2 protein-coding genes are annotated in these 1,861 nt (G+C 27.1%); both read left to right on the top strand.

Annotation, left to right across the window (positions count from 1 at the left end; genetic code table 11):
- A partial coding sequence (locus OM90_RS12030; RefSeq protein WP_058487098.1) for an RHS repeat-associated core domain-containing protein occupies positions 1 to 839 on the top strand: 839 nt, incomplete at its 5' end.
- Between the two features lie 450 nt (positions 840 to 1,289).
- On the top strand, positions 1,290 to 1,763 hold the full coding sequence (locus OM90_RS12035) for a hypothetical protein (RefSeq protein ID WP_058487099.1): 474 nt from the start codon (positions 1,290 to 1,292) through the stop codon (positions 1,761 to 1,763).
- The last annotated feature ends 98 nt before the right edge of the window (positions 1,764 to 1,861 follow it).

Raw genomic sequence — 1,861 nt, forward strand, 5'->3', positions numbered from 1 at the left:
ACCTAACAGATCAAGAAGAAAAACTTACAAACTACTATGAATACGATGTATTTGGTAATATAATAAAAGAAATAGAAGAAATCCCCAACGTATTTAGATATGCCGGAGAACAATTTGACCAAGAACAAAACCAGTACTACCTAAGAGCAAGATACTACAACCCAACCATAGGAAGATTCACCCAAGAAGACATATACCGAGGGGATGGCTTAAACCTCTACACCTATGTAGCAAACAACCCAATAATGTACATAGACCCTAGTGGGTATAAGAAATGTACTGATAAAAAAAATAATAATGGTAACAATGTTTATTCAGATGGTTTTGGTCATCGTGATGACAATTATTATATTGGAAATTTTGGAGTTAAAAATGATTTGTTAGGTACTATGAATATATATCTTGGTAGTGTAGAATTAGATATAGAGCCAGGACTTTCTTTTGAAAAAGAAAATTTTAGTATATTTGGTAATGTAGGTGGAGGAATTGGTGTATCATCAGTAGATATTGAAGGTCAAACAAATACTTATAAGATATTTAAAAATCTAAGTGTATCTGGAAGTGGAGAAGTAGAAATACTAACAGCTGATTTTAGTATGAAGTCAGGAATTAGCAAAGATTTTATTGGGTTTAAAAGAGAGGCTATGGTTGCAGCAATATCAGGAGAATACAGTATTACTATTAATATTTTTAATAGAAGTGTTACAATTACACGTGAAAGATATGGAGGAGCTTTTGGTACGGGTTGGGAATGTTCATGGACAAAAGAAAATGGTTTTAAAATAGGAGGAAAAGCAGCAAATTTATATGGAGAAGGAATTAGTGTAACTATTAAGTAAGAAGTAAGATAATTTGTAAGATATAATAAATATGAATATAATTAAGGAATAATATTTCATAATTTGATTAATTAAGATAATAGTTACATTATTTTTTATACAACTTTGATGTTAAAATTAATATTTTAACAATATTTTTTAAAATAATTTCAAATTTCTCTTTAAAAATAGCAACAGGAAGTCTGATTATTAAAAGTTGAAAATTGTACCTAATTTTTTAACTTAATTAAGTGATATAATTTTTTTAGGTTGTCTTTTATAAAGGGTAAAAGGTGTAGATTGATGATAGTAGTTACGGCAAAGGTATTTTTGATAACTATCTTATTATTGCTGTACTTTTTATGCTTTACTAGTATAATTTTTGCATGATGGGTTTCATTTTTCCAGAGGGGTTGGAGTCCTCAATTCTTACTTAAGTTTACAAAAGTTATTTTGAGAAAGGGGGAAAACATGAGCAGAGGATTTGATGTAAAAAACGAATATACTTTTAAATTTAAGGAATTGATATTCTTATTATTTAAGAAAAAAATATGTCCTAATTGTGGGAGTCAAGAATTAGTAAAACATACTGATAAAAAATTTGAAGAATGGAGACGAAGTTCACTAACTTATATGAAAGTTTATTCTTGTCGTATTATATATGAATGTCAAAGTTGTAAGAAAAGATATACTATAGATGGATTGATGAATAATTATGAATTGAATGATAAAGAAGAGAATGTAGTTGTTGATGATACTAAGGATGATGAAAAATATATAAAATATAATAAAAGAGTAATGAGAAGATCTACAAATATAATATTTTTACCTTTTTGGACATTTGTTTTGTTAGCACTGCTTATTGAGAAACAATTTATTATGTTTTTCTTGGTTGCTCCTATAATAATATTTGCATATTTTGTGTTTATGATACTTACGAAGTAAAGTCTTAAAATATGTATAAATGTCAAGTTAAAAATGTAACTTTTTGATCATTTAAGAATGTAGTTTTTTACTCATTATCCTGTTGAAAATGATCTTTT

This window comes from Defluviitalea phaphyphila (genome assembly GCF_001466305.1).
In the GTDB taxonomy this organism is placed as follows: Bacteria; Bacillota; Clostridia; order Lachnospirales; family Defluviitaleaceae; genus Defluviitalea_A; species Defluviitalea_A phaphyphila.